The organism is Methanomicrobia archaeon, from assembly GCA_011049045.1.
Taxonomy (GTDB): Archaea; Halobacteriota; Syntropharchaeia; order Alkanophagales; family Methanospirareceae; genus JACGMN01.
In genome coordinates this window covers 12,028-38,960 of record DSCO01000055.1, presented here as the reverse complement: position 1 = coordinate 38,960, position 26,933 = coordinate 12,028, and the positions used below count along the sequence as shown (strand labels likewise).

The 26,933-nt window shown below is 56.3% G+C and carries 27 protein-coding genes; 5 read left to right on the top strand and 22 right to left on the bottom strand.

Translation table 11 applies throughout. The annotated features are described in order from the left end of the window. The first annotated feature begins 293 nt into the window (after positions 1 to 293). A complete protein-coding gene (locus ENN68_07340) occupies positions 294 to 662 on the top strand; it encodes a VOC family protein (protein ID HDS45887.1) in 369 nt (122 codons plus the stop codon). Here ENN68_07340 and ENN68_07335 read toward each other — a convergent pair. The 5 genes from ENN68_07335 to ENN68_07315 form a co-directional block, all read right to left on the bottom strand. After that, positions 659 to 1,447, bottom strand: a complete 789-nt coding sequence (locus tag ENN68_07335) for a DUF1624 domain-containing protein (protein ID HDS45886.1) — start codon at positions 1,445 to 1,447, stop codon at positions 659 to 661. The two genes, ENN68_07340 and ENN68_07335, sit on opposite strands and share 4 nt — an antisense overlap. 107 nt (positions 1,448 to 1,554) lie before the next feature. Beyond that, positions 1,555 to 2,379: a DUF1638 domain-containing protein gene (locus ENN68_07330; GenBank protein ID HDS45885.1), complete on the bottom strand. Its 825-nt coding sequence runs from the start codon at positions 2,377 to 2,379 to the stop codon at positions 1,555 to 1,557. A 119-nt stretch (positions 2,380 to 2,498) separates the two neighbouring features. Further along, a complete protein-coding gene (locus ENN68_07325) occupies positions 2,499 to 3,029 on the bottom strand; it encodes a 50S ribosomal protein L5 (GenBank protein ID HDS45884.1) in 531 nt (176 codons plus the stop codon). 52 nt (positions 3,030 to 3,081) lie between these two features. After that, entirely contained in the window at positions 3,082 to 3,813 is a 732-nt protein-coding gene (locus ENN68_07320) for a 30S ribosomal protein S4e (protein ID HDS45883.1), read from the bottom strand. Positions 3,814 to 3,846: 33 nt separating this feature from the next. Then, entirely contained in the window at positions 3,847 to 6,051 is a 2,205-nt protein-coding gene (locus ENN68_07315) for an AAA family ATPase (protein ID HDS45882.1), read from the bottom strand. 103 nt (positions 6,052 to 6,154) lie between these two features. Between ENN68_07315 and ENN68_07310 the strand changes: the two genes are divergently transcribed. The 4 genes from ENN68_07310 to ENN68_07295 all read left to right on the top strand — a co-directional run bounded on the left by ENN68_07310 (position 6,155) and on the right by ENN68_07295 (position 11,132). Beyond that, positions 6,155 to 7,315: an alanine--glyoxylate aminotransferase family protein gene (locus tag ENN68_07310; protein ID HDS45881.1), complete on the top strand. Its 1,161-nt coding sequence runs from the start codon at positions 6,155 to 6,157 to the stop codon at positions 7,313 to 7,315. Positions 7,316 to 7,415: 100 nt separating this feature from the next. Next, positions 7,416 to 8,099: an HAD family hydrolase gene (locus ENN68_07305; GenBank protein ID HDS45880.1), complete on the top strand. Its 684-nt coding sequence runs from the start codon at positions 7,416 to 7,418 to the stop codon at positions 8,097 to 8,099. Positions 8,100 to 8,265: 166 nt separating this feature from the next. Further along, on the top strand, positions 8,266 to 9,480 hold the full coding sequence (locus tag ENN68_07300; protein ID HDS45879.1) for a threonine synthase: 1,215 nt from the start codon (positions 8,266 to 8,268) through the stop codon (positions 9,478 to 9,480). Between the two features lie 104 nt (positions 9,481 to 9,584). Beyond that, positions 9,585 to 11,132 carry an NAD(P)H-hydrate dehydratase gene (locus ENN68_07295; protein ID HDS45878.1) on the top strand — a complete coding sequence of 516 codons (1,548 nt, stop codon included), beginning with the start codon at positions 9,585 to 9,587 and terminating at the stop codon, positions 11,130 to 11,132. Between the two features lie 9 nt (positions 11,133 to 11,141). Here ENN68_07295 and ENN68_07290 read toward each other — a convergent pair whose 3' ends face one another. The 17 genes from ENN68_07290 to ENN68_07210 all read right to left on the bottom strand — a co-directional run bounded on the left by ENN68_07290 (position 11,142) and on the right by ENN68_07210 (position 26,914). Then, positions 11,142 to 12,398 (bottom strand): hydroxymethylglutaryl-CoA reductase, degradative, encoded by a 1,257-nt coding sequence (locus tag ENN68_07290; GenBank protein HDS45877.1) that lies wholly within the window; start codon positions 12,396 to 12,398, stop codon positions 11,142 to 11,144. A gap of 93 nt (positions 12,399 to 12,491) precedes the next feature. Beyond that, positions 12,492 to 13,295, bottom strand: coding sequence for a hypothetical protein (locus ENN68_07285; protein ID HDS45876.1), 804 nt, complete (start codon positions 13,293 to 13,295; stop codon positions 12,492 to 12,494). A gap of 56 nt (positions 13,296 to 13,351) precedes the next feature. Further along, entirely contained in the window at positions 13,352 to 14,455 is a 1,104-nt protein-coding gene (locus ENN68_07280; GenBank protein HDS45875.1) for an ATP-NAD kinase, read from the bottom strand. A gap of 14 nt (positions 14,456 to 14,469) precedes the next feature. Further along, the gene (locus ENN68_07275) at positions 14,470 to 14,901 is read right to left on the bottom strand and encodes a hypothetical protein (GenBank protein ID HDS45874.1); all 432 of its coding nucleotides are present in this window, start codon (positions 14,899 to 14,901) and stop codon (positions 14,470 to 14,472) included. 40 nt (positions 14,902 to 14,941) lie between these two features. Continuing rightward, positions 14,942 to 15,955, bottom strand: a complete 1,014-nt coding sequence (locus ENN68_07270) for a DUF2813 domain-containing protein (GenBank protein ID HDS45873.1) — start codon at positions 15,953 to 15,955, stop codon at positions 14,942 to 14,944. 4 nt (positions 15,956 to 15,959) lie between these two features. After that, a complete protein-coding gene (locus ENN68_07265; protein ID HDS45872.1) occupies positions 15,960 to 16,769 on the bottom strand; it encodes a tryptophan synthase subunit alpha in 810 nt (269 codons plus the stop codon). Continuing rightward, on the bottom strand, positions 16,753 to 17,955 hold the full coding sequence (gene trpB, locus ENN68_07260) for a tryptophan synthase subunit beta (GenBank protein ID HDS45871.1): 1,203 nt from the start codon (positions 17,953 to 17,955) through the stop codon (positions 16,753 to 16,755). Before trpB ends, ENN68_07265 begins: the two co-directional genes overlap by 17 nt. Further along, positions 17,946 to 18,593, bottom strand: a complete 648-nt coding sequence (locus ENN68_07255; protein HDS45870.1) for a phosphoribosylanthranilate isomerase — start codon at positions 18,591 to 18,593, stop codon at positions 17,946 to 17,948. The genes trpB and ENN68_07255 overlap by 10 nt, the downstream gene beginning before the upstream one ends. Then, complete coding sequence (locus ENN68_07250) at positions 18,581 to 19,324, bottom strand: indole-3-glycerol-phosphate synthase (GenBank protein HDS45869.1); 744 nt, start codon at positions 19,322 to 19,324, stop codon at positions 18,581 to 18,583. The genes ENN68_07255 and ENN68_07250 overlap by 13 nt, the downstream gene beginning before the upstream one ends. Further along, positions 19,324 to 20,352 carry an anthranilate phosphoribosyltransferase gene (gene trpD, locus ENN68_07245; GenBank protein ID HDS45868.1) on the bottom strand — a complete coding sequence of 343 codons (1,029 nt, stop codon included), beginning with the start codon at positions 20,350 to 20,352 and terminating at the stop codon, positions 19,324 to 19,326. Before trpD ends, ENN68_07250 begins: the two co-directional genes overlap by 1 nt. Continuing rightward, complete coding sequence (locus tag ENN68_07240) at positions 20,349 to 20,912, bottom strand: aminodeoxychorismate/anthranilate synthase component II (GenBank protein ID HDS45867.1); 564 nt, start codon at positions 20,910 to 20,912, stop codon at positions 20,349 to 20,351. The genes trpD and ENN68_07240 overlap by 4 nt, the downstream gene beginning before the upstream one ends. Continuing rightward, positions 20,893 to 22,263 (bottom strand): anthranilate synthase component I family protein, encoded by a 1,371-nt coding sequence (locus ENN68_07235; GenBank protein HDS45866.1) that lies wholly within the window; start codon positions 22,261 to 22,263, stop codon positions 20,893 to 20,895. The genes ENN68_07240 and ENN68_07235 overlap by 20 nt, the downstream gene beginning before the upstream one ends. Positions 22,264 to 22,267: 4 nt before the next feature. Next, positions 22,268 to 23,632, bottom strand: coding sequence for a TrpB-like pyridoxal phosphate-dependent enzyme (locus tag ENN68_07230; GenBank protein ID HDS45865.1), 1,365 nt, complete (start codon positions 23,630 to 23,632; stop codon positions 22,268 to 22,270). 105 nt (positions 23,633 to 23,737) lie between these two features. After that, positions 23,738 to 25,171: a glycine--tRNA ligase gene (gene glyS / locus ENN68_07225; protein ID HDS45864.1), complete on the bottom strand. Its 1,434-nt coding sequence runs from the start codon at positions 25,169 to 25,171 to the stop codon at positions 23,738 to 23,740. Between the two features lie 165 nt (positions 25,172 to 25,336). Beyond that, complete coding sequence (locus tag ENN68_07220; GenBank protein ID HDS45863.1) at positions 25,337 to 25,684, bottom strand: hypothetical protein; 348 nt, start codon at positions 25,682 to 25,684, stop codon at positions 25,337 to 25,339. 115 nt (positions 25,685 to 25,799) lie between these two features. Then, positions 25,800 to 26,663, bottom strand: a complete 864-nt coding sequence (locus ENN68_07215) for a CBS domain-containing protein (GenBank protein HDS45862.1) — start codon at positions 26,661 to 26,663, stop codon at positions 25,800 to 25,802. After that, positions 26,660 to 26,914 carry a translation elongation factor-like protein gene (locus ENN68_07210; protein HDS45861.1) on the bottom strand — a complete coding sequence of 85 codons (255 nt, stop codon included), beginning with the start codon at positions 26,912 to 26,914 and terminating at the stop codon, positions 26,660 to 26,662. The genes ENN68_07215 and ENN68_07210 overlap by 4 nt, the downstream gene beginning before the upstream one ends. Positions 26,915 to 26,933 lie beyond the last annotated feature (19 nt).

Below are 26,933 nucleotides of genomic sequence, written 5' to 3'. Positions count from 1 at the left end.
GATAAATATGCGCAAAAAGGATGAACAGGCATCGCTCGGCGATGAAAGGGCGATTCGCGACCACCCATGCTGTGCTGATGACCTCTCGGGCGAGTCCTTATGGGTTAAAAAGAAGAGTTTAGGATCCTAAGTTAGTTGTCATTTTGGTTGTCTTGTCGTTTAGGGTTTTCGTTTGCCTCTAGGTGCTCGGCGTAAAGGAACGCCGAATGCCAATCGGTCGAAATAGAAAGCGTTTTAACTGACCTTCGCGGTATATAAAGAACTAGTATAGTAAAAGGAGGAGTACCTGTAAGATGCCTACCATCGTCCATTTTGATATCCCGGCTGATGATCCTGAGCGCGCGAAGAAGTTCTATGAGGAATTGTTCGGCTGGAAGATCGAGCAGACTCCCGGGTTCCCCTATTACCTGATCGAGACCACTGACCTGGAGGGCAACCCGGGCGTTGGCGGCGGCATGGGCCCGCGCCAGAAACCCAACGAGCAGATCACGCAGTTCTTTGGAGTTGAATCGATCGCTGCTTCTGTGAAGAAAGTCGAAGCGCTCGGCGGTTCTGTCGTCGCGCCCCGGATGCCCGTTCCGGGCTGGGGCTATCTCGCTGTCTGTCGCGACACCGAGCAGAACCTCTTCGGGCTCTGGGAAGAGGATCAAAACGCGCGCTAAGCGCTCTCAATGAGCAGGTATAACGAGATTGGAACGTCGAAATCAACAGCGCCCATCAGCAAGAGCACGGTGATCAGAACGGGCTGATGCACCAGATAGATGAGCAGCGAGTGCCGGCCTAAAAACGCGAGCCCGTGTATTAGCGGAACGTGCGAGCGATCCCGCAGCCTGAAATTACGCTGATAGCCAGAGTAGAGCGCATTCCCCACGAACACGCCGATGAGCACCACGCCGAACCAGGGCATCACCGGGAAATAGTCGACGCTTGTGAACTGCGCCGGCATGAGTCCGAGCCAGAGCAGCCAGGAGCTTCCAACCCGCAGATGCCTGATGAGCACACCGAACAGCAAGAAAAGGGAGCCGAGCACGAGATTCCCGTACCTCAACTTGAGGAAAGGAAACGCCATGATAATCGAGAGTCCGATCAGGTGCAGGATACCCCAGCGCACCAAATCATCCCTCAGCAGAACCCAGGTAACCGCGGTGATGACGAGCCCCCAGGCAAAGATTCTTGCGCCACGGGTCAGATACTTCGAGAACAGAGCGCGTTCAGAGCTCGTGTGCGAGGCGCGTGCGTAACTGAGTGTCAGGGAGACGCCAACCAGCAGGAGAAAGAGTGATGCGATCGCACACGCGAAGTAACGCCAGAGACACGCGTGGATCTCGATCCTCAACCCGCCAAAGCGGTCAAGGTCGTAGAGCACGTGGTAGAAGAGCATCATGAGGATCGCGACGCCGCGAAGGAGATCGATCTCCCAGAACCGTTCGTCCAGCCGCTGAGTCATCTGAGGTTCCCTTAGGAGAAGGATACTGGTTTCCGTAGCGGCGAACCAGCAGTCGGTTTTTGTTTACGCTTAGTCCCCGTGTCAGAGCCCTTGAATACGTAGTGAGCTCACTTCTTGGCATCCAGCAGGTCGCTCAGTATATTCTCTGAGCCCTGCTCCTGCTTGAGCTCCAGATTGAACTTGCTCGCGAACCGCTCCACCGTTTCCGCATACGCCTTATCCCGCTCGTCCACTTCCGAGTACACGATCTTCACCACGCGGTGATAATGGTTCTTCATCAGCTGCAGCACGCGTCTCGTGTCGCCGGCCGCAGCGGGCTTCATCTTGCCGGCCATGATGTTGATCGTCGATTCCAGAATCACCTGTGGCTCCTTGATCAGCGCCGCGCCCACCGGGGTCATGAAGAACGTTCCCACCTCATCTGCCATGAGCTCCTGCACGCGCTCCCTGCTCAACGCGATCTCGATGCAGTTGTTCAGGATAGTGCCATCCTTGTCGCGCGGGATGAGCACCGGCACCGTGGCCACCGCGATCATCTGCTCCAGCTCCTGTCCGGTTGAGCCGCATAAGCCGTAACCGAGCACGATAAGATCGACGAACGCACCCATCCGCTTGATCCCGTCCTCGATCTCCAGCCGGAGATCATACGGACGGTCGTGCATCCGCAGCTCCAGCACCTTCACGGTCACTGAATCCCTGAGCTGCCGCTTCTCAATCTCTTTCCTGATCCTCGGAAGCGTATTCGTCTTGATAACCACATCATCCCCCGCGAACTCCTGCACGAACCGCTCGACGATCCGTTGATAAAAGACCACCGTGACGGAGTTCGCCGCATCCGGCACCACAAAGTAAAGATCGCGCACACCGGCCTTCTGCACCAGGGCACGTATCTCCTTCCGCAAGATCTCGCAGGTGATGATCCCGATATGCATGCTATGCTCCTTCTCTCACGTGTTCAGTTTGAGAGAATAACGGTTAACGAGAATGAAGGGAACGAACCGTGAAATCGGAACCCGAAGAGGTAACGGATGACGAGGGCGTCAGCTCCTTCTTATTCCTCTTCGCCGATCAGTTCCACACCGTACTCGCGCTCGAGGAATGTGAAGACCTCCTCGGGCGTGGTCCGCTGCTTAAGTGGCAGTTTCCGCTTCTGGAGCTTCCGGTCCTTTATCCGGTAGCCCGGGCGCTTCAGCGAGACGCAAATGTCCATGCCGAAGATGCCCACGTTCGGATCGTATCGCATCCCGAAATCAGTATGCTCAGCAATGCCGAAGGAGAAGTTCCCAAAGGTATCGAACTGACTCTTATAGAGTGTGTTCTGGATCGTGAAGCAGCGCTTCAAGAATTCCTGGGCACGATCGCCGCGCAGCGTCACCTTGACCCCGATCGCCTCATGCTTCTTTACGTTGAACGGTTGAATGGTCCTCTTCGCTATGCGCTTGATCGGTTGCTGACCGGTAATCGCAGTCAGCAGCTTCTCAGCCTTCGCCAGCTTCTCGCCGGATTCGCCAACGCCCATGTTGATCACTACCTTATCGATCTCAATACGCCGCATCGGATTCTCCTGCTCTGTATCAGTCATTTTCTCCCTGCTTCCTCCTTTTCTGTATCGATGGATCTTCGATTCGAATGAATCAGCTTCGCAGCGCGCTCAAGCCCGGCACGACGATCTTCTGCTCGCCCACGACGAAGATCGCGTCCTCGCGGCTCTCAAAGCTCTCAGCATCGCCGCCCGCCTTTATCCGCACGACGTTCGGCTGCGGACTGTGTACGCGTTTGATCTCCTCGATCTCGCCGGTCTGCGCCGAGTGCCGGCCTCCGATCACCACGACCTGGCTCCCTTCTTTGTACTTGTAGTGCTCCATGATCTTGTTATCCGGGATGGAGATCAGGAGCGAGTCATGCGTGTTGATTTCCGCTCCGGTCTCGTCCATCAGGAAATTCCGCCCGTCATGACAGTTGAGCTGTATCCGGCCACCTTTGACCATCCGTTTGCCGTTCACGCGACAGAGCTTCTTCGATGCCGCATCCTCCTCGATCCCCACAAGGGCTAACTGGTCCTTCTTGTCCAGAAGCACCAGATAGTGCGCCTTGATCACGGGAATAGAAACGATGTCAAAGACACCGACGGGGAATTTATGACCTTTTCGCACCGTTCCGTTGACAATCACTTTACCTTCATGCAGTATCCGCTTCGCCTCTCTGCTATTGTCCGCTAACTGCAGCATGTCTCGCACAATCAGGAGCAGGGGCATGCTCCTCTTTAGGGGATGCGGACCTGACCTCGACCTCACCGACCACTTCGAGGTCTTCCGCGCTATCTTCCAGCTCCGTGGTGCTGCTATCCGCTTTTGATGCTTTTCCATTTTACTACCTTTCCTCTTATCAGTATAACCTGATTACGCATAAGCATGTCTCACCAAATCCTCTGCCCGTGCCTCAAACTCCTGCTGCGCTCCTGGGCCCGAAGTCGGCTTTACGGTCCGTATCGCGATCTCAAAATGCTGCTTGTGTATCACGATGTTCTTGAGCCTATCGCCAAGCTGCTCTTCCGAAACGCCTGAGGCGAGGAACGCACGTAAGGCCGCCATCACCGCCTCCCTCACGATCGCCGCGATGTCCGCACCAACGTAGGTATCGGTCATCGCCGCGAGCTCATCGCTCGAGACATCCTTGCCGATCGGCTTTCCCCTCAGATGCACCTCAAAGATCTTCTTCCTCGTCTCGTTATCCGGCACCTGGATATAAATCAGACGATCGAGTCGCCCTGGCCTGAGCAGCGCGGGATCGACCATATCCGGCCGGTTGGTCGCTGCGATCACGATCACGTCTTTCAACTCCTCCAGTCCGTCCATCTCGGTGAGGATCTGCGAAACCACCCGCTCGGTTACGTGTGAGTCAAATCCTACGCCCCGTACGGGTGCGATCGAATCGATCTCATCGAGGAAGATGATACAAGGTGAAGCTTGCTTCGCTTTACGGAAGACCTCGCGGACTGCGCGTTCTGATTCGCCCACCCACTTCGAGAGCAGCTCCGGGCCCTTGATCGAGATGAAATTCGCCTCGCTTTCGTTTGCAACTGCCTTGGCGAGCATCGTCTTGCCCGTGCCCGGCGGCCCAAACAGGATAATGCCCTTCGGCGGCTGGGTATTGAGCTGTTTAAAGGCTTCAGAATACTTGAGCGGCCACTCAACAACCTCCTTCAACTCCTGCTTCACACGATCCAGACCGCCAATGTCCACCCACTTTACGTTCGGCACCTCAATAAAGACCTCACGCAGTGCTGAGGGCTCCGTATTTTTCAGGGCGGCCGTGAAATCATCATTCTGCACCGTCAATCGCTCCATAACCTCCGGCGGGATGTCCTTCTCAATATCGATCTCCGGCAGAATCCGCCTGAGCGCATGCATCGCTGCTTCCTTGCATAAGGTCGCTAGATCCGCACCGACAAATCCGTGCGTGATATTCGCCACAACTTTGAGATTCACATCGTCAGCAAGCGGCATACCACGAGTATGCACCTGTAAGATCTCCTCGCGTCCGTTCCGATCTGGAATGCCGATCTCTATCTCGCGATCGAACCGTCCACCTCTTCGCAGGGCCTCATCGAGCGCATTCGGTCGGTTCGTTGCTCCGATGACCACGACCTGCCCGCGCGATTCAAGCCCGTCCATCAGCGAGAGCAATTGCGCGACCACGCGTCGCTCGACCTCACCGGTGGTCTCACCACGCTTCGGTGCGATAGAGTCCAGCTCATCAATGAAGATGATGGAGGGTGCGTTCTTATCGGCTTCCTCAAAGATCTCACGCAAGTGCCGCTCACTCTCACCATAAAACTTGCTCATGATCTCGGGACCGGAGATCGAGTGGAAATTCGCGTCCGTCTCATTGGCCACGGCCTTTGCGATCATGGTCTTACCGGTGCCCGGAGGTCCATGGAGGAGCACGCCCTTTGGCGGCTCGATCCCCAGCCGCTCGAAGAGCTCCGGATGTCTGAGCGGTAATTCGATCATCTCCCTGATCATGCTGATCTCGCGTTTCAGACCGCCGATGTCCTCGTAGGTCACACGCGGTACCGCTAACGCCTCTGTTCGTGCCTCGCGGAGGACGATCTCAGTATCGATGTTCGGAATGACCGTGCCAACGGGAACGGTATTGGTGACGACAAAGGAAACAGGATTGCCAAGCAATTCAACCCGAATGATCTGACCTTTTGTGATGGGCACGCCCTTTAACCGGCTCAATAAATACCGCTCGCCGCCCGCGATCCGGATCGGCTGCGTCGGTGCGAGAGTAATTCGTTTCGCTTCTTTCGCCAGCGTCTGCCGTATCCGCACCCGGTCATCAATGGCAACGCCTGCATTGCTCCGGATGCTCCCGTCGATGCGAATAATGGACTTGCCACTGTCCGGCGAGTAGGCAGGGTGCACAATCGCGGTCGCTATGCTCTTCCCCTCGATCTCGATCACGTCTCCGGGAATGAGCCCGAGCGATCGCATCGTCTCCGTATCGATTCGTGCGATCCACCGACCGGCATCACGATGATACGCCTCTGCCACCCGCAGTACCACCGATCTCTCCTTATCCTCTTCTGTTACCACCATTCACCTAGTTTTATATCTTTACTGTATAAAATAAATCTACAATCTGGACGTCCTGTTAAGGAACAAATGCGAGAGTGCGAGTAAAATGGAAGAAGAGTTATTGATGATCCCTGGACCCGTTCCGGTGATAAAGCGTATTCGCGAGACGATGGCACGACCGATGATCTTCCATCGTGGCGACGAATTCGCACAGATCCTCCGCGAGAGCGTTGACGGGCTCAAGAACGTTTTCCAGACCAAGAACGACCTCTTCGTGCTCAGCGGATCTGGTACCTGTGCTATGGAAGCGGCGGTAGGTAATCTGCTCACGCGCGCGATGGGCACAGGAGAGCCGGAGATCAACGTCGTTACTGTGGCGAACGGCAAATTCGGCGAGCGATTCACTGAGATCGCAGAGCGCTATGGCGGCCCCCGGGCGGTTACGCCACTTCACTTCGAGTGGGGCACGGGGATCGAGCTGGAGGGAATCAAGGCTGCTTTGGAGAGCACGCCTAATTCCCGGATCGTGACCATGGTGCATAATGAGACCTCGGTCGGCATGCTCAATCCCGCACGCGCGGTGGGCAAGCTCGCGAAGCAGCATGATGCGCTCTTTGTGCTCGATTGTATCACCTCCATCGGTGGCGATGAGGTTCCCGTTGACCAACTCGGCGCGGATATCGCGATCGTGGGCTCGCAGAAATGCCTGGGCGTCCCGCCGGGTTTGGCCGCACTCTCGGTCAGCGAGAAGGCCTGGGAGCTCATACGGGCAAACCCCAGCCGGCCGTATTACCAGGATCTTATTGCCCATAAGAAGAGTCTGGATAAGGATCAGACACCGTATACGCCTGCGTTACCGCTCTTCTACGCACTCCATGAAGCGCTAAAGGTCATTGCGGAGGAGGGAATGCCGAATCGGATCGCCCGGCACCGGACCATGGCGAAGGCGGTTCGCGCAGCTATTACGGAGAATGGTCTGTCCCTGTTCCCGAGGCTCAACGAGGTGAGTCAGTACTCCAACACGGTGACCGCGGTGAATATGCCGGTAGATAAGGGCATTTCCGATAGCGACCTGCGGCCGGCCATGCGCAAAAAGGGCGTCGTCGTTGCGGGCGGACAGGGCGATTTGAAGGGCAAGATCTTCAGGATCGCCACCATGGGCAATATCACGAGCGCGGAAATTTTCAAGACGCTGGAGGTCCTTGAGGCGGTCTTATACGAGCAGAAGGCTATTGAGAAGACCGGCAACGGCCTCGCGGCGGCTAGAGCGCTATTAGCCGATTGACGCTGCAGTAAAATCCCCGCATGATCGTGATTTTGCTAAGCTAAGCAGGTTACGGTGTGAGTGCGATCGACCGGTTGGACGAAGCTGAGTAGAAGGCAAGATGTTGCGAGCAGCCAGGGCGCGGAAAGAGATAAAGGTTGTATCATTTGACGTTGACGGCACCCTCGTTACGCCAGGATTCGTTGACCGTTTCTGGCTCGACGGCATACCACGGATGTATGCGGAAAAGAAGGGCATGGCATTTGAGCAGGCGTTCAGCTACGTTACGAGCGAGTACGACCGGGTCGGCGAGCATCGGATCGAGTGGTATACCATACGCTACTGGCTGCAGAAGTTCGGTCTGGATATCCCGTATCAGGAGCTCTTTACGAAATATCAGGATCTGATCCAGATCTACGACGAAGTGGAGCCCGTCCTGAGTGCGCTGCGCGACGCGGGCTACGACCTGATTGTCAGCTCAAATGCCACGCACGAGTTCATTGATTTCCAGATCCAGCCCCTCAAGAAGTTCTTCTCCCACATCTTCTCCGCAACCTCCGATTTCGGGCAGGTGAAGAAGACCAACGGATTCTTTGCCCGTGTCTGCACGATCCTGGATATCGCGCCGCAGCGGGTTGTTCACGTCGGTGACCACTGGGTCTTCGATTTCCTCAATCCACGCAAGATCGGTATCACCGCGTATTATCTCGATCGTGAGCGACGAGGCACGGTGGAAACCACGGAAGAGAACGCTGAATTCATCATAGGTGACTTATACGAGCTGCTCGATGAGCCTGCACACTAACTTAACTAACCTGCGATAAACACCCATTCCGCGGGATCTCCGCAGCGGCTCAGTCCTACCTGTGTGTTAGATACGAACCCAGAGCCGTTAGGTTAGGAACGCAAAAACCATTTCACGCTTTTTATGCTCTCTCGCTTTATCTACTTACTATCACGAAAAACGAATTATGAGAGACTACGACGTTGAATGCATACGCTGTGGCGCGCGTTACGCGAAGGATGAGATCGTTTACACGTGCCGTGCGTGTGAGGGTTTGCTGGATATCACCTATGATTACGCTCGCGTAGATACGGATAGGATCGTTAAGGCGCCGGGCGAAGGCGTATGGAAATATCGCGAGTTGCTACCGTTCGGCGCGGAAACCGTACCGGTATCGATACATGAGGGAAACACACCTCTTTACCGCTGCAACCGGCTCGGGGAAACCCTTGGTCTGCGTGATCTGTGGGTGAAGCACGAGGGCCTGAACCCGTCGGGCTCGTTCAAGGATCGCGGCATGACCGTTGGAGTAACGAAGGCTGTGGAGTTGGGCGTGAGGGGCGTCGCCTGCGCGTCCACGGGCAATACCTCCGCGTCTCTCGCGATCTTTGCGGCTAAAGCGGGCTTTCCCTGCTTTGTGCTGCTGCCCAGGGGCAAGGTCGCACTGGGCAAGGTGGCGCAGGCAGTGATGCATGGCGCGCAGGTCTTCTCGCTGCTCGGTAATTTCGACGACGCGCTCAGGGTGGTTCGCGTGCTCTGCGAAGAGGAATCGCTCTATCTCCTCAATTCCGTGAACCCGTATCGCCTGGAGGGACAGAAGACGATCGCCTTTGAGGTCGCGGAGAAGCTCGGCTGGCAAGCGCCCGATCGGCTCATTCTGCCGGTGGGTAACGCAGGCAATATCAGCGCGATCTTTAAGGGTTTCCAGGAACTGAAGACGCTGGGGATCACGGAGGCCCTCCCCCGGATGACGGGCATCCAGGCGGTTGGCGCGAAACCGATTGTCAACGCCTTTAAAACAGGCGCACCTGAGATCACGCCAGAACCCAGGCCAGAGACCATCGCTTCCGCAATCCGGATCGGCAATCCGGTAAACGCGGCAAAAGCACTGCATGCAATTCGGAGTACCCGCGGGATAGCAGAATCGGTAACCGACGATGAGATAACGCAAGCGCAACTCGATCTCGCACGAATGGAGGGCATCGGCGTCGAGCCCGCGAGTGCAGCATCACTTGCCGGGCTGAAAAAGCTGGTCGAGCAGGGCGCAATCCAGTCGGATGAGCGGATCGTCTGCATCACGACCGGGCACCTCCTGAAAGATCCCGAACGCGTGATCGAGATCTGCGAGCTACCGAAAGAGGTAGAAGCGGATGTTGCCGCGTTGCGGAACTTGATGAGCTAATAGGGTGAGCGAGAAAGAAGGCAATAAATAGAAAGAAAGATACTTACTTCTCTTTCTTTACCTAACCTAACGTTACCGTGCGCGATTGCGGAAAGGTACTTGCGATGAACGACGCAGAAGCGATAACAGCCGAAGAGATGGCTGCCCTTGACGAAAATTGCGGTTACTTTGGACTTATCCCGTTACAATTGATGGAGAACGCCGGCGCCCAGCTTGCCGCTGAGATCCGGAAACGATTCCCGAACGGTAGAAACAGCGTTGGAGAAACCGTGAAGGTGACCATGCTCGCCGGCAAGGGTAACAATGGCGGTGACGCTTTCGTGGCCGCGCGGCAGCTCCACGGGTTTGCAGTGACCGTGCTCCTGCTCGGTCGTGCGCAGGATCTACGGACCGCGGAGGCGCGGCATAACTGGCATATACTACTGCAAGAAAGCGGCGTAAAGACCGTGGAAATCACCGATTCGGCACAGTTAAAGGCCGCTGCTGCAGACGTGCTTGACTCGGCAGTGCTCGTCGACGGGATCTTCGGAACCGGTATCACGGGTGCGATTCGGGAGCCGGAAGCGACAGCAATTGAGCTGATCAATAACGCACGGCCGCGAGCCTTTGTCGTTGCCGTTGACGTTCCTTCAGGGCTGGATCCCACAACGGGCGAAGCAGGGAGTGCGGTTACGGCAGATCTTACCGTGACCTTCCACCGGGCGAAGACCGGGTTGCTCGAAACGCGTGCTGCACCGTTCGTCGGTGAGCTGGTGGTGGCAGATATCAGCATCCCTGAAAACTTCGAGCGGTTAGCAGGTCCCGGCGATGTGCGTTCGCTACTGAAACGAAGCCCCCACAGCCATAAAGGTGATAATGGTCGCGTGCTCATTGTGGGTGGCGGGCCGTTCTCAGGCGCCCCATCGCTGGCCGCGCTTGCTGCGCTCCGCGCAGGCGCCGATTGGGTAACGGTAGCAGCACCGCGTAGCGTCTCCGGTATTATCGCCTCATTCTCACCGAATTTGATTGTGCACCCACTTTCTGCTGCGGTGCTGGTGGAGGAGGACGTCCTGCCGATAGTGCACTTGGTGAAGAACCATGACATTGTCGCGATCGGGATGGGCCTCGGCGCGGCAGAGGAGACACAGACGGCTGTGCAGCGGATCATCGAAGACGAAACGACTAAAAAACTGGTCGTCGATGCTGATGGCTTTTACGGCCTCGAACTGCCCAATACCGCGGCTGATAAGCGGATCATCGTCACGCCACATGCCGGTGAGTTCGCGAAGCTGGGGACTCAAGCGGAAGGCCGGGATCTGGTGGTGCCACCAGAAGACGAGCAGGCAGCGCGCATAGACTTTGTAACGGCGTTCTCACGGCAGAACAATGTGGTGACGCTCATGAAGGGCCCTACTGATATTGTATCAGATGGCGCTCGCGTGAGGCTCAACCGAACGGGTAACGCGGGCATGACCGTTGGCGGCACGGGCGACGTTCTCGCGGGGCTGGCCGCGGCCTTCTTCGCTCTCACTCATGATCCGTTCACAGCGGCGACCGCTGCGGCGTTCGTTAACGGTACTGCAGGCGATATCGCGTTTGAGGCGAAAGGGTACGGATTGCTCGCGACCGATGTGCTTGAGGCGATCACACGAGTTACGAAGCAGTTCAGCTAGCAGAAAAGATCATCTCAGCGTCTCCAGCACGTCCTTCGCTCGATCGATCCGCACATTCTGCTCCCTCACCAGAATCTCCACAACGCGGTCTATCTGGTCGCCTTTTGCTCCTGCCGCGATGGCGACATTCCGCGCGTGCAATGACATATGTCCGCGTTGAATGCCTTCGGTCGCCAGAGCGCGGAGCGCGGCAAAATTCTGCGCGAGGCCGACCGCAGCGATGATCTCGGCCAGCTCGTTCGCCGTTTGGACACCAAGGATCTTCACGTTCACCTTCGCGGTGGGATGCGTCGCCGTAGCACCGCCAACGAGCCCAACGGCGACCGGGAGCTCGATCGTGCCCACCAGATCGCCCGCTCGGTCCCGTTCCCAGTGTGTCAGCGGCTGGTACTGCCCTGAGATGCTCGCGTAGGCATGCGCGCCCGCCTCCACGGCCCGGAAATCATTGCCCGTGGCGATCACGACCGCATCGATCCCGTTCATGATGCCCTTGTTATGCGTTGCGCACCGATAAGGATCAGCCAGTGCAAATTCGTAGGCGCGCAGAATCCCCGTAACAACATCTGCACCGCCGATTACGTCCTTCTTAAATACCGCACGTGCTGTGGCCAGACGGTGCGCCGCGAGATTCGAGATGATACGCAGATAAACCCGGCCACCGGTGAGCTGCTCGATGTACGGTGCGACCGCCTCTGCCATCGTGTTCACCGCGTTCGCGCCCATGGCGTCCTTCACGTTCACGAGCAGATGCAGGATCACCTGCGTTCCGGACGCCGTATTGAGGATTCGTACGTCGAGATCTCGCGCGCCCCCACCGAGCTTCACGAGCACGGGATCCTGCGTATTCGCGCGCTCCAGAATCTCGGCCTTCGCAGCGATAAGCGCGAATTTCGCAGAGAACGGATCGGGCACGTCAGTAATTTGAACCTGCCCGATCATAATGGGCTCGGTCGAGCTCGTCTGGAACCCGCCACTCGCGCGCGCCGTCTTTGCCGCATTGCTCGCCGCGGCCACCACCGAGGGCTCCTCGATCGCCATGGGAACCAGATAATCGCGGCCGTTAATGCGGAAATTCGTGGCGATACCCAGGGGCAGCGGCATGGTACCTACGACGTTCTCGATCATACGATCCGCTAACTCGCCCAAAGCGCCACTGGTGCTTAGAATGGCTGCTTCCTCGATACTGAGGCCTCCAAAATCCGCAACGAGCTTCAAGCGCTCATCAGCACGCAGTTTATAGAATCCCGATAGCTCTGACGATCTCATCCTGCCCACTTACAGTTCTAACTAACTGTTGATCTGAATATTAAAATAGCCTGACTGAACATGCACCACTATTCCTGCGGCAGGTAGAAAGAATCAGAGCAATCGCCGCTGCCGCGGATCGGTCAATGAGATCTCGGCCGTTATGAACCACTCAACCTGCTTCTTCTGCCAGATGAACTCGCCGCGAGCACGCTCTGCCGCTTCTAACACGAAATAAACCTTATCGCCCGTGATCTCAAGCCCTGCTCCTCCGTCCGTCACCTCAACGTCGTGGCCCAGGCACACGTTCTGATCGCAGAAGAACTGGCAGTGGGCATCATAGAAATAGAAGCAGCGGAACCGCGGCTTCGTCACGCCCAGCGTCTTCCCCCTCCACGCGTCGGTATGCAGGAACTCACCGCTTTCCGCAACCTTCTCGGCGATCCTGATGCGGTCTTCCCAACTATCAACGGTACGTACACAGTCCGTTTCATCGGGCTCGAGCTCAATACTATCTGGCCGCCGGTCCGCCTCCGGGAAATAGTCCGCTATGCCTGCTTCAATGACGTCCCAGGTGCGCAATCCCGCATCCAGTGGATAAACCCGTTTCAGCTCCCCGTATTCATTCGCTGCGAGCGCGTAGCCAGCCTGCAGCGCTAGTATTGTCAGCCGCAGCTTCTCCGGCAGGAGCTCCCGGAATTTGCCCGCCTCAAACCAGTCCCGTAGCGCCCAGACCGTTCTCTGGTTATGCTTGAACCGCACGAGACCAATATCGCCCTGCAATTTCTGGACATAGACATGATACGGCGCTTTTTGGTTGAGCTTCGTCGAGTTCGCTCTTATCTCGTTCCAGGTTACCGGGCGGCACTGCTCGGTGAGTATCCGCTCGATCTCCTGTCTGAACTTCTCGTAGGTCATGTCAGAGGACTCATAAGAATTTTATACGCACACCGTTTTAAAGGTTGCGTATTTATTTATCCACGCCGTACTTCCTTCCGCTGCGCCATCCGGTAGCCACAGACAACGCTCAGATGCCCGCTCAACTGCTCGTCCAGCTCCTCGCTGCCCGTATCCACGAGCAGGAACGGCGTTTCGTTCAGCTTCTGCGGTGTCGCCAGCACGATCACGTTCTCAACCCCGATCTGTTCCAGCACGGTGGCGCTGAGTTGCTGGTTGCCGCGGCCGAAGACAAAGCCCTGCGCACCGATCGGGCTGACCAGCAGCTTCACCTTCGGTTCCTGCTCCAGTAACCGGAGCAACGCCTGCTCGTTCAGATCCTTGCCCACCAATTTGCCATCTTTTACCGCATCCACGCCGAGTAACGTCTTCTCCTCGCCAAGGCCGAGCAACTCCGCGACTTGGAAGGTCGTCGTGCCCGCGCCCAGTATATACAGCGAGCCGTCACGCATGAACTCAAGTGCAAACTGAGCGATCTCTTCCTTCGCCGTCTCCTCACTCACGCTCTGAAAGAGGCTCTTACCGTGCTGTACAAGCACCGGCTCGTACGGTGTGCGCGCATAGCCGAAGACCTTCATGCGCAACTCGTTGCGACGGTACGCAGCTTCATCCGTATCCATCACCTCGACCTCGCGCACCTCCGCCTTGCCGGAGACGAACAGCTCGATCATCTGCGCCGCACCCCGGGGGCTGATCGCGAAGACCGCCGAGTGCATCTTGACACCCGCCGGGATACCCAGTATCGGGATCGTTTGGCCCACCACGCGGTACACGTCTCGCGCCGTGCCATCGCCGCCGCAGAACACTATGAGCTCCACCTGTTGGTCCATGAATTGGTGGCAGGCGTTTTGCGTGTCCTCGCCCGTGGTGGTGAGCCCGTCGAACGAATATATAACCTCGTACTGCAGCGGTGTTTGTTTCAGCGCATCTTCACCCATCGCCCCTGAGCAGGTGAGTAGAGTCGCATCGATCTTCAACTCATCCAGGCATTTCCGCGCCCGTTCTCCAGCAAACGGCGTCGCACCTAACAGACGTGCCTCATCCACGAGGCCGTCCGTGCCTTTCAGGCCCACCGAGCCGCCCATGCCCGCTATTGGATTGATCAGAAAACCGAGTTTCATTTTGCCCACGTTTATTACTCATCCCGTTCCCTTGTTGCTTTTTCCAGAGCCTCTATCATCTTACTTTTACCTTTCAAATCGTCCAGAAACCGTTCTAATTTTCTGAGATCGCTGTTTATCTCCTCGTGCAATTTTTCTTCTGAATTCGGGAGATTATACCGCGTTATATCTATGCCTGCCTCTTTTGCAGCTTTTAATATCCATCCCTCTAGCCGTGGAGAGAGAATGATTAAAACGTTATGCTTAGTAATATCTTTCAATATTTTCAGTCCATAATTCGGTAAATCTTCCTTCACCGCTAATCTTTTCAGATAAGATGGTTGAACACTAAACGGATCTTCATCTATCAATCCCAAAAAACGCTCTCGCTTCTCTAATTGTTTACAAACCTCTGGTTTACCCTGTAAATGAATAATCTGTCTCTTTGGTATCCCTAAAGTCAACATCAATGAAGAATCATGCTTACATTCGGTATAAATCATTCTTTCACTTCAAGAATCGCTCGATATTGAAAAATATATCAATCCCAAGATCCATTATCTCCGAAAGTTCTTTTTCACTTAACAGCTTTACATTCGTTTGGTAATCTTCAAAATAAGTTACAAAAACTCCTACATCCTCCTTGTGCGCCTTTTCTAGAATTGAAAGGAGTAAATAGGGATTGTGCGTTGAAATGAAATACTGGTTGTTGTTCTTGTCTAACGCAATCCGTTCTGCAAGGAATTTTGTGTAATAGGGAAACGAATGTGATTCTGGCTCTTCAAAAACGATCGCAGAATCAGTGTTTGTCTCGATTGCCGTAAGATAGAAGATGATTCGCTGAATCGTATCAGAAACCAATGAATAAGGATGAGATATGATTACGTCCTCAATTTCCTTTTGCACCTCTATTTTACCCTCTTGCGGTTTAAGAACCATTTTAAGTCGGAACGGATCAAATATTAGCCTCACTAGTTTCTTGAGGCTCTTACGAGTTAATATCATTGTCAAAAGATTATTAGCATCAGGAGGATGAAGAAACTCAGCCTCTCGACGTAGAAATTGTTCTCGTAATTTAAAGGTATAAAATTTTAGAAATTTGTATTCTGGTATAGATCCACACTTTCCACCCCTATAGTCGTATATGAAAAGTTTCTGGTCATTGCTATACCCAATAAATGATCCATTTTGGAATTCTACTCGTAAGACATTTACATCGAACTTTATTTCGATCTGGTCTTCTAAATTTTCATCAGTGAATAGATTGCTCATACTCTCGAACCGGACAAAATCTTTAAGTTCACCATAATTAAGGTGTGACACTAGTCCCAGTGTCTCCAAAATATTCGACTTCCCGGTATTCGGCTCACCAATGAAGAGATTTATACGCTTACAGTCCAGGGTCAGGTGCTTTATCGACTTGAAATTCTTGATCTCCAGATTTTTTATCATGCAGGCACCACCTTCGCAAAGCCTTTGGTCATCAGCGCTTATTAAGTTTGCTGCTAATGCAAGCCTCAATTATCTATCCCTCGACCTTCGTTGCCGCCTTCAGCATCGCGCAATACTCATCAAGCGCTGCGAGCATCTGTTCAGGTTTATCCTTATGCTTCGCGATGATCGCAACAATCGCGCTACCGACGATTACTCCCTTCGCACCGCTCGCCAATAGCTCGCGCACGTGCTCGGGTTGCGAGACCCCAAAGCCAACTGCTGCGGGCAGGTCCGGCCGTTTCTTGACGACACGCTGTATCAGGGTTCTGGCAACGTCCGATAGTGCAGAGCGCGCGCCCGTTACACCCAGCAGCGATACGAGATATACAAAACCTGAACTGTAGCGGCATATCTCCGCAATCCGTTCATCAGGCGTTGTGGGCGCGATCAGGAAGATCGTGTCCAGCTCACACCTGCGTGCGGATCGCAGAACCTCCTTTGCCTCTTCCAGCGGGAGATCGGGAATAATGATGCCGTCACCGCCAGCATCGGCAAGGTGCTGCATGAACCGCTGGACACCATACCGCAAGATCGGATTGTAATACCCCATCACCACGATCGGGACATCGGTCTCTTTCCGTATAGCCGTAATGAGCGCAAAGATGCTCGCGGGCGTCATTCCTGCTGCCAGTGCCCGGCCTGCGGCGGCCTGTATCGTTGGCCCGTCAGCAATCGGATCGGAGAACGGTATCCCGAGCTCGATAATGTCCGCGTGCCGTGCGATCGCTGTGGCGATTACGGGTGTCGCCGTCGGATCGGGGTCTCCGGCCATCAGGTAAGCGATTAAGGCGCCTTGGCCCTTACGCTCCAGTTCCGTAAAGACCTTACTGATTCTGCTCATGCAGTGCCCTCTCTATTATCTCAACGTCTTTATCGCCCCTGCCCGAGAGGCAGGCCACCACCACAGCATCGGTACCTACAATCCCCGCATCGACCAGACGCTTTACGTACGCCAGCGCGTGCGCCGATTCGAGCGCGGGCAATATCCCTTCGTAGTTGCAGAGGAGCTGGAACGCCTGCAGCGCCTCCGCGTCCGTTACACTGTCGTAGGTCACGCGACCACAATCCTTCAAGAAGGCATGCTCAGGGCCAACGCCCGAATAATCGAGCCCGGGCGCAATACTGTGCGTCGGGAGTATCTGGCCGTGTTCATCCTGTAAGAGATAACTGTAGGTGCCGTGCAGAACACCCTTACTGCCCGCACAGAGCGTTGCTGAATGGCGGTTGGACGCAATGCCCGCGCCCCCGGCCTCGACGCCGTAGATCGCCACGGCCGCGTCATCGAGGAAATCGTAGAAGAGCCCGATACTGTTGCTGCCGCCGCCGACGCATGCTACGAGCGCATCCGGCAGCCTGCCCTCTGCGTTCTGCACCTGCGCTCTCGTCTCCTGCCCGACCACGCGCTGGAACTCACGCACGATCAAGGGGTATGGATGCGGCCCCACCACCGAGCCGAGCAGATAGTGCGTATCCTCAACGTTCGTCACCCAGTCCCGGATCGCTTCATTGATCGCATCCTTCAAGGTGCGCGAGCCGCTCCTGACCGGATGGACCTCCGCGCCCAGCAAGTTCATGCGGAACACGTTCAACCGCTGCCGTTCGATATCCGCCTCGCCCATATAGATCTCCGTCTTCAGGCCGAAGACCGCGCCCACGATTGCCGTTGCCAGGCCGTGCTGACCTGCTCCGGTCTCCGCAATGAGCCTGCTCTTGCCCATTCGCCGTGCCAGTAACGCCTGCCCAAGTGCATTGTTCAACTTGTGCGCGCCGCCATGCACGAGATCCTCACGCTTCAAATACAGCCGTGTGCCCAGCAGCGCGGAAAGTCGTGAGCAGAAGTAGAGCGGCGTGGACCGTCCCGCGAACGTCCGCAAATAGTGGTCCAATTCCGCCGTGAACCGCTCGTCCCTGCTGGCTTCGAGATACGCATCTTCAAGCTCATGTAATGCATGCATCAGGACCTCAGGCACGAACTGGCCGCCATACTCGCCGAATTTACCCGCTTTTGGATATACACCTACATACATCGCGCATTCCTCACAAATAGCTCGATCTTCTCCCTACTCTTCCGGCCCGGTGACGATTCCACACCGCTTGCTACATCCACGCCATACGGTTTCACCGCGCGTATCGCATCACGCACATTTGACGGGCTCAAGCCGCCGGAGAGCAGCACGGGCACGGTGCTCTCTTCAACCAACCGCGCGCTCGTCGCCCAGTTGTGCGTCTTGCCCGTGCCACCGAGCTGATGCGAAACGGTATCAAGCAGTAGAAAATCGAGATACTCCGGTTCCGGCAGCCCACCGTGTATCGCCCCGATCTCATCGAGATGAACGGTTTTGATCACCTTAACGTCCGGGACTGCAGTCCGAACGGCATGGAGAAACGCGTTCGACTCGAAGCCGTGCAGCTGTACGGCAACGGGCTCGAGCCGCCGCACAATACGCTCCACCTCCTGGACGGTACGAGGCATCATTACCGCGACGAGATCAATCTCATTGTTTAACGCATGCGCGATCTCAACAGCCGAGTCCAGTGATATCTTACGCGGACTCGCCACCGGCACGTCTACGATCATGCCAAGCAGGTCTGCGCCGCTCTCCAGCACGAGACGCGCATCCTCGGCATTCGTCACTCCACAGATCTTTACGCTTAGGTCATACATACGTGAATGAACTCCTTCGGATTCCGCGCTTCCATCAGAGCAGTGCCAATCAGGAGCGCATCCGCACCACAGTCAAATAAATAGCTCGCATCAGACGGGGTCTTCACGCCCGACTCACTGATCATGAGCTTATTCCCGGGTACCAATTCCGCGAGTCGTGCGGTCGTCTCGAGATCCACGGTGAATGTGCTCAGATCACGATTGTTAATCCCTACGAGCTCGGCACCTGCTGCTACTGCACGATCTATATCCTCCGCGGTATGACATTCGACGATCGCTTCCATGCCCAGCTCGTCCACCAGGTTCATGAGCAGTGCAACGGGCGAGATGCCCTCGATGAGCAATACCGCGTCAGCGCCATAGCTGAAGGCCTCCCAAATCTGGAACTCGTCGGTGATAAACTCCTTGTAGAGCACCGGAACGGTAACCGCTCGCCTCACACGCGATACGGTCTCCACCGCCCCCCCAAACGCAGGAGCAATGAGCACCGAGAGCGCTGCTGCACCTCCGGCCGCATAGTCATGGGCGATCGCGATCGCGTCCCGGCTCCTTAAGAGATCACCGGCGCTTGGCGATCGCGGCTTGATCTCCGCAATGATCGCCTTATCCACGCGCCTGATCGCTGCTGATAAGCTGCGTATCGCGTGCGCCCGTTCCGGAAGAGGATCGTGTTTCCGGCGTTCTACCGCCTGCCTCGTGCTCCTGAGGAGCGCCTCAATGAATCCTGGCATTATTTGTTCATCACCGGCCCGCCCGTAAATTGTACTAACTCAGTCAGCTTCCGGTACGCCTCGCCCGAGTCGATGGAGAGTGCTGCGAGCTCTAACCCGTCCTTCAAATCCGTTACCAGCCCGCCTACGAAGAGCGCCGCGGCCGTATTGAGTACTACCGCGTCCCGCTTTGCGCCCATCTGCCCCTGCAAGATCGCCCGTGCGATACGTGCATTCTCGTCTGCGCCCCCGCCCTCGAGCTCACGTGCCGAAGCACGTTGAAGCCCGAAATCCTCGGGCACGATGCTGTACGTGCTGATCTTCCCGTGTCGCAGCTCTGCCAGGCTCGTCTCGCCCAGTAACGAGAGTTCATCCAGACCATCAAGGCCGTGAGCAACGAGCGCGTGCTGCACCCCCAGTCCGTCGAGGACGTGCGCGATCTTCTCTACCAGCCGGGCGTCATACACACCCACCACCTGTGCCTGCACCTGCGCGGGATTTGCCAGCGGTCCCAGAACGTTAAATACCGTCCGCACCCCGATCTCGCGCCTCGGCCCCACTGCGTATTTCATCGCTGGATGGAACACCGGAGCGAACATGAAGCCGATGCCGAGCGTTTCGATGCACGCACAAACCTGCGCTGGCGCCAGCGTTACGGAGAGGCCAAGCGCTTCGAGCACGTCTGCCGAACCGGCCTTCGAAGAAACTGCTCGATTTCCATGCTTCGCTACCACCAGGCCGGCACCTGCAGCGACAAAGGCTGATATGGTGCTGATATTGAAGGTCTTGAGCTGATCGCCGCCGGTTCCGCAGGTATCCACCATTATGCCGTTCACCCGTGGATGGATACGTGCCGCATGCTGCCGCATTATCTGAGCAAAGGAAACGATCTCCTCGACGGTCTCGCCTTTCATGCGCAGCGCAGTTAACAGCGACCCGATCTGGATTCCCGTCGCCGCGCCACTCATGATCTCTTCCATGACCTTACCGGCCTCTTCCGCGGTGAGATCGTGCCCCTCGATCACGTTCGCGATCGCTTCTTTGATCATACCTGTAAGAAATTATCCACGAGCTGTCGCCCCGCTTCGGTCAGAATGGACTCAGGATGGAATTGGACACCCTCTATCGGATAGGTCCGGTGCCGTAGCCCCATGATCTCGCCATCTGCGGCGCGCGCGGAGATCAGCAGGCATGCAGGCAACGCGACCTCAGAAACGGCGAGTGAGTGATAGCGGGTTGCATGAATCGGATTCTTAAGCCCCGAGTAGATCCCCTGCGAGTCGTGGTAAATGAGTGAGACTTTACCGTGCATGATGCTGCGTGCGTACCCTATGTGAGCACCGAAGACCGCGCCGATCACCTGATGCCCGAGGCAGACACCGAGGAGCGGTGTGGTGGCCCCGAGTGCCCGCACCACGGCGGCAGATACGCCTGCTTCCTCAGGCCGACCGGGCCCCGGAGAGATAATGATGCGATCCGCGTCAATTTCCTCTAACTCGCTGAGGTCCGCTTCGTTCCGCCGCACAATCACCTCCGCACCGCGCGCTCCGGCGTACTGCACGAGATTGTACACGAAGGAATCGTAGTTATCAATGACCAGCACGCGCATGTTTACCCTCCGCCGTAGTGATCAATGCCCCCAGCTTGTTCTCGGTCTCCGCGAACTCGCGCTCTGGTACTGAATCGGCGACGATCCCTGCACCGGCCTGGAAATAGGCCCTATGGCCGACCGTGAACATCGTCCTGATGCTGATCGCGAAATCGAGGTTACCGGAGAAGTCGAAATAGCCGACAGCACCCGCATAGATCCCACGTCTGCTCTTCTCGAGCTCCTCAATGATCTTCATCGCCCGTATCTTGGGCGCGCCTGTTACGGTTCCGGCGGGGAACGAGCTCCGAAAGACATCGAACGCGTCCCTGCCGGTAGCAAGTTCGGCCGTGATATTCGAGACGATGTGCTGGACGTGCGAGTACTTCTCGATCTCCATGAGCTCCGTCACCTCGACGCTGCCCGATCGCGCTACCCGGCCCAGATCGTTCCGCCCAAGGTCTACCAGCATGAGATGCTCAGCTCGCTCCTTCTCGTCGAGGAGCATATCCACTTTCAGGAGCTCATCCTCCTCCCGCGTTCTGCCACGGCGTCTCGTGCCCGCGAGGGGCCGCAGGGTCACGACACCATCCCGTAACCGCACGAGCATCTCGGGGGATGAGCCCACAACGACATTGTCAAAGTCCAGATAGAACAGGTAGGGTGAGGGGTTCGTTGCCCGGAGATTCCGGTAAAAGGACAGCGGATCACCGTGATATTCAGCCGCTACGCGCCGGGAAAGAACAGCCTGGAAGATGTCACCTTCCCTGATATACTCTTTCGCTTTCAGTACACCCGCTTCAAATTCCGCACGAGCCATCTCCGACTGTGGTGACGAGACGGAAAAGTCCTCGATGTTAGGGTCACCTCCGCCCCGCTCGAGCCGTTCAAGATCAACCTTTTCCTTCTTATACGAGACGAGAATCACCTCCTGCTTGAGATGATCGAAGCAGAGCAGGTGCGTGGGGATAATGAAATGTGCATCAGGGCATCCCAGAGAGTCCGGGGTGGTGGAGGGCAGCTGCTCGAAGAACCGCACGATATCGTAGGAGAAGAAGCCGACCAGACCGCCCGAGAAGGGTAAGGTGCCCACCCGCCCGCAGTCGAACGAATTAAGTATCTGCGCCATCTCGACATACGGATTCTCGACCGTGTACCGGTCTCCGTTCAGCTCCACGTGCTGTCCTTTGGCCTTGAATTCCAGAAGCGGATCAAAGCCGATGAACGAATAGCGCGCGATCTTCTCTCTACCCTCGACCGATTCGAGCAGAAAGCTCTTATTAAAAACGCCCCGGAGTTTAGCAAAAAGTTCGAGCGGGGTGAATGGTACATCCACCTTCCGCACAGTGTTCGTTAATATTCGCTTCTCCATCCACTTACGTGATCTTCGGTAGATGCTCCAGCGCCTGTTTCACGAGATCCGCGGGATACTCGTAGTCCACGAGTCTACCGCTGAGGAACGCGTCGTAGGCACTCAAATCGAAATGCCCGTGTCCGCTGTTATTGAAGAAGATCACCTCTTCTTTACCTTCCGCCTTGCAGCGGAGCGCCTCGTCAATCACTGCTTTTACCTCGTGTGCCGATTCCGGTGCGATAATGTGCCCTTCAGTCTCAGCAAACAACTTCGCCGCCTTGAAGACTTCGGTCTGGTGATACGCCGCTGCGCTGATAAAGCCATCCTTCAGGAGCTTGCACAGTAACGGCCCGTCGCCGTGATAGCGCAGCCCTCCCGCGTGGATTGGTGGCGGGATGAACGTATGCCCCAGCGTGTACATCTTCAAGATCGGTGCCATGCCTGCAGTGTCACCGTAATCGTAGAGGTACAGTCCTTTCGTGAGCGTCGGACAGGACATGGGCTCGCAGGCAACGATCCTGAGGTCTGGCTTCTTACCCGTGATCTTATCGGCCGCGAACGGGAAGGTTGCCCCACTGAAGTTGCTGCCGCCGCCGACATTACCGCAGATGAAATCGGGATAGTCACCGATCTGCTCAAATGCCTGTTTCGCTTCCAAGCCGATCACGGTTTGATGGAGGCAGACATGGTTGAGCACTGAGCCAATGGCGTAGTTCACGTTATCGTGCGTCGCTGCATCTTCAACGGCTTCCGAGATCGCCATGCCGAGGCTTCCAGTCGTATCCGGATTCTCAGCCAGCACCTTTCGCCCGTACTGGGTGTTCTTGCTCGGACTGCGGTAGACCTCACCATTCCAGGTCTCCATCATAATCCGCCGGTACGGCTTCTGGTCGTAACTTGCGGCAACCATGTAGACCGTGGCCTTGAGGTCGAAGAGCATAGCGCCGAATGAGAGTGCGGAGCCCCACTGGCCTGCGCCCGTCTCCGTCGCTAATCGCTCGACACCTTCTTGCCTGTTGTAATAGGCCTGTGCGACTGCGGTATTCGGCTTGTGGCTCCCGGGCGGGCTGACGCCTTCCCATTTGTAGTAGATCCGTGCGGGCGTCTTCAGCTTCTGCTCGAGTCGCGTCGCCCGGTAGAGCGGCGACGGCCTCCAGAGCCGTAACACCTCGCGCACCTCTTCGGGTATCGGGATCCAGCGGTCCCTGCTCATCTCCTGTCGAACGATCTCCATAGGGAAGATCGGCTTGAAATCCTCGGGCTTCGCGGGCTCCATGGTCACCGGATTGAGTGGTGGCTCCGGGACTTCTTTCATGTCCGCCTGGATATTGTACCAGGCCTTCGGGATCTCTTCTTCGTCGAGTATCACCTTCTCTTTGCTGCTCATCTTATCACCTCGATGCTCATCAATGTACGTAAGAGTATATAAATGTACGTCACCCGTGACCTGCTCTTCGCGCTCCAGGAACGGCGTGCACGGATGAACGGGAGGCTATACCAGCGCGGCTTTCAAGTCTGCTATCGGCACGCGCACCTGCTTCATCGTGTCCCGTTCCCGCACCGTCACCGTTGCATCCTCCAAGGTATCGTAGTCAATAGTGACGCAGTACGGCGTACCGATCTCGTCCTGGCGGCGATAGCGTTTCCCGATACTCCCCGCGGTATCGTATTCGGCGAAGAAGGAGTCGTTCCGTAATAACTCAACGATCTCCTGCGCCTTGCTCTTCAGCTCATCACGGTTCAACAGGGGGAACACGGCTACCTGAATCGGTGCGATATCGCTCTTGAATCGCAGCACGCGCCGCGTTTCCTTCTCCAGCGGCTCCTCGTAAAACGCGCTCTCCAGCAGCGCATACATGATCCGATCAAGCCCAAACGACGGCTCGATCACGTGCGGAACGACTTTACCGGTCTCGGTACGCACACGGAGGTCGATATTCAGGGATGCTGCATGAGCCGAGAGATCGTAGTCTCCGCGGTCCGCGATGCCAACGATCTCCATCCATCCATATTTCTCACTCAAGAACTCGGCATCCCAGCAATCCATGGCATAATGCGCCATCTCATCCTTCTCGTGCTGTCTGAAGTGCACCCGGTCATGCGGAAGCCCTATGCACTCCAGGAACTCATCAACTCGCCCGATATGGTAGCCCAGATATTCGTTCGCAATGATTCCCTGGCTAACGGCCTCGCCAATTCTCACCTCTACCGGCTCGCCCTCGTTAGGCACGAACGGCAGTGTCCGATTCTTAACCTCGTCAAAGCGCGGATGACGTGTCTTCTCAGCGGGATCCACAAAGAGCTCCACCTCGGCCATCGTGAATTCGCGAAGCCGGATAAGGCTCTGCCGCGGTGAGATCTCGTTCCGATATGCCTTCCCGATCTGCAGTATCCCGAACGGCAGCTTATCGCGATTGAACTTCAGCAACCGCTGGAAATTGATGAACATGCCCTGCGCCGTCTCCGGCCTCAAATAGCCCTCGCTCTTCCGCAGTGCCTGCGCATCAGTGCCCTCTCTCGCCACGCCGATTCGCGTCTGGAACATCAATTGGAACTCACCCGATGGTTCCAGCACACCGCCGCATTCAGGGCAGCTCGCACCGACGCCGATCTGCTCATCCACCCGGAAGACGCTCTTGCACCGCTTGCAGATCACCGCGGGGTCGGTGAAGCATTCAAGGTGCCCTGAGGACTCGAATACCGGTCGCGGTGCGATCGTCGTCGTCTCGATCTCGTAAAAGCCTTCACGGCGGTAAAATTCGCGCCACTTCGCTTCAACCCGCCGTTTCAACGCCGCGCCCAACGGCCCGTAATCGTAGAAACCCGCGACACCACCGTAGATCTCAAAGGCCTGCCAGATGAAGCCGCGCCGACGCGCGAGTTCCGCAGTCTCATCCTTCTTCGTTTCTTTTTCCGCGCTTACCATCTCTTACCTGTCCAATTGCCCCTTTACCTTAAAAAACACTTGAGAACTCGAGGTCTATCTCGCTCTCAGACAGCAATAACAAATGGCGTGCAGATGGCCGTAGACATCGAGCCCCTCTCAGACCGCGCTGCGCAGAACCACGTGCGCGGAAACCTTACGGGCTATTTATTCGCCACTCGTTGATCGCTCGATCTGCACCCATACCGTTCGCGCTTCGCGGAGTTCCGCACCACCCAGAAGTGCTAATTCGAGCGCCTTTGCTATATGCGCTCGCTGATGATCTGAGCGATACGCCAGAGCTGCTGCATAGGACTCGTGGAAGTATCGAAGCCCCTGGACGAGGTGCTCGTGCATTGCGCGGAACCGTTCGGGCGCTTTCAGTCCATTCGCATTCTGCAGAGCACTTCGTGCCGCGATGCTACCGGCGTGCATCTGATGCTCATAGGTGCGTTCCGGGATCTTCTCCCAGAAGAAGTCATGCATCGCGGGTACGCCTTCGATTACGGACGGCATCACGCTCAAGAGATCGGAGCAGCTCAGTAAATAGAACTTCTCGTCCTCGCTCAGCCGATATCGCGGTTCGCTCTGCTTGAAAAGACCGATAAGAACGCACATCACCTCGTCTCGATTAGCTCAGGATATGCAGCAGATCTCGATCGAGAAGCATTCCAATCAATTTCCCACGGGCAGAGATCACCGGCAGCTGATCGAACCGTCCCTGGGCCATCTTCTGCGCGCACGCGCTCACGCCGTAATTGCGCGTCGCGGTTACCACGTCCCGCACCATCACTTCCCTGACCAGCTTCTTCGGCAGTCGTATCCGTGAGACGCTATAGTAGAGTGTCATAGTATCACGCATCCCGTCCAGAGACCACTCGCTCTCATCTGAACCCAGCGAGAGATCCGAATGATGCACATGGTCCTCGATCATCGCCGCTGAGATCAAATCCTGGTCGGTGATGAGGCCCACAATAGCCAGCTCCGCATTGAACACCGGCACTGCTTTCACCTTTGCCAGCTCCATGATTCGACCGGCGACGTTCAGCGGCATCTCATCCCAGAGTGCGAGCGTCTTTTCCCGTATGAACCCGGCTATTGGTGTCCTGTCGTTCCACGTCGCGATCTCCCGGATGAAATCGGCAACCGTCACGAGTCCAACGAGCTTGTGCCCTTCGACCACCGGTAAGCGACGGATGCCCCGGCTCTGTATCAACTTCGCCGCCCCAGCAAGGCTTGTATCCGGCGTGATCACCACCGGATCGCGCGTCATCAGCAGAGCTACTTGCTCTTCATTGGGCTTCCGGAGCAGATCCTGGCGCGTTACGACGCCCACGACCTTGCCGTCTTTTACGACCAGAACACCGGAGACGAATTTCTCCTTGAAGAGCGCCAACACATCCTCGCGCGTTCCGGGAACAGTGACGTACGCGACATCAGTAACCATAATATCGCGAACCGCTAGCCGTCCACGTTCGTTCTGATTCGTCTTCATTCCAAGCGAAAAACCCTATCCTGAGATCGAACCTTTCCCACCACCTTCAGACCAACAGCTTCTCCGGCACTTGCGGTCTCCACCTTCTGGTTCTCGATCTCCATCGAATCAACCACCTGTTCAAGTGCGGTCGTCGCGCCTTCGATCACTATCCGGTCGCCGACCGAGATGCGATCGCTCAGCTCGACCACAGCAACGCCAATTCGCGAGAAGTAATGCGTTATCTTTCCTACCAGCTTCTTCTCGGCCATCCCTCTGCTGCACACCCCC